Source organism: Candidatus Magnetaquicoccus inordinatus (genome assembly GCF_004217665.1).
GTDB lineage: Bacteria > Pseudomonadota > Magnetococcia > Magnetococcales > Magnetaquicoccaceae > Magnetaquicoccus > Magnetaquicoccus inordinatus.
Genome location: NZ_RXIU01000405.1, coordinates 1 through 1576, shown reverse-complemented (window position 1 = coordinate 1576; position 1576 = coordinate 1). Strand labels below are relative to the sequence as shown.

At 56.3% G+C, this 1576-nt stretch carries 2 protein-coding genes; both read left to right on the top strand.

What is annotated here, in order from left to right; all coding sequences use genetic code 11:
* The first annotated feature begins 120 nt into the window (after positions 1 to 120).
* A complete protein-coding gene (locus EJP87_RS16065) occupies positions 121 to 666 on the top strand; it encodes a hypothetical protein (RefSeq protein ID WP_227657713.1) in 546 nt (181 codons plus the stop codon).
* Positions 663 to 1576, top strand: a 914-nt coding sequence (locus EJP87_RS16060) for a ParB/Srx family N-terminal domain-containing protein (protein ID WP_227657712.1), incomplete at its 3' end; no start/stop codon positions are given. The genes EJP87_RS16065 and EJP87_RS16060, both read left to right, overlap by 4 nt.

Sequence of the window (1576 nt, the reverse complement as noted above, 5' to 3'; positions counted from 1 at the left end):
GGGTGCAAACCAGGGTGCAAACCAGGGTGCAAACCAGGGTGCAAACCAGGGTGCAAACCTGGGCACGGATCATAGGGTAAAGCATTCCTTTCAGATTTGCACCTCATTTTTTGGAGAAAGATGATGGGACTTTCCATTCGTGCATACGCAAAACAAAAAGGTGTCTCCGACACGGCAGTACATAAGGCGATCAAATCTGGGCGGATCCCTGTCGAGGCCGATGGCACGATTGACCCTGCCAAGGCCAATGTCGCCTGGGAACGCAACACCAGTCCGGCGCAGCAGAGAAAGCCAGAGCCGGTCAATCCTGTGCCAACTCCAACTCCGGTCCATCCCCAGCCAATTCGCCAGCCTTCCCAGAGATCGACGGAACAGGACGCAGGGCCCAGCATGGCTGGGATGCCAAACTACCAGATGAGTCGAGCCGTGCGGGAGACGTACAACGCCAAACTCACCCGTTTGGACTATGAAGAGAGGACAGGCAAGTTGCTGAACGCCGAGGATGTTGCCAAGGAGGCTTTTGCCCTGGCCCGCCGGGTTCGTGACCGCCTGCTCAATATTCCCAGTCGCATGGCCTCCGTGTTGGCCTCGGAGACCGACAGCAAGACGATCGAGGCCATGTTGAGCCAGGAACTGCGCATTGCTTTGGAGGAGTTGGCCGAATGAAAAATCCCATTTCAGACATCATCATGGCCCAGACCATTGAAATATGGCAGGTGGACCGGTTGATTCCGTACAGCAACAATGCTCGTACCCACACTGACGAACAGGTGGCCATGATGGCGGCTTCCATCAAGGAGTTTGGATTCACCAATCCAATCCAAGTGGATAGCAAAGACGGCATCATCGCTGGGCATTGCCGGTTGATGGCGGCCCGCAAGTTGGGGTTGGAGCAAGTGCCGGTCATCATTCTCGATCACCTGAGTGACGCCCAGAGACGAGCGTTGATTCTGGCAGACAATAAACTGTCAGAACTGGCCGGATGGGATTGGGCTATGATTGCCGTGGAACGGGATCGTCTTATTGAAGATGGTTATGACGTTGAGGTGATCGGATTCACGGATGAGGATTTGGCACACATTGCTGATGGCCTGCTCGATGGATCCGAAGCCGATGGTGCTGGAGGAGATGAAGGAGGGGAGGAAAGCATTCCCGAACCGCCCAAAAACCCCGTCACCCGTACCGGTGATCTCTGGATTCTGGGTGAACACCGGCTCCTCTGCGGCGACAGCACCAAGGCCGAGGATGTCATTCGCCTGATGAACGGCGAGCGGGCCATCCTGTTTGCGACTGATCCTCCCTATCTGGTGGACTACACCGGTGGCAATCACCCGCCATCCAGAGTCAACCCTGCTACCGGCAAGAGACGCGGCGGCGGAAAGGACTGGACCGACACTTACGGCAAAACCTGGGACGACGCAGACCAAGGGCCAGAATTGTACCAGGGATACATGCGACAGGCCATTGACCATGCCATCAACGATCATGCTGCCTGGTATTGCTGGCATGCCTCAAAGCGGCAGGCCATGGTAGAGGCGGTCTGGGAAGAGATGGGTGCCTTCGTCCATCAGACGAT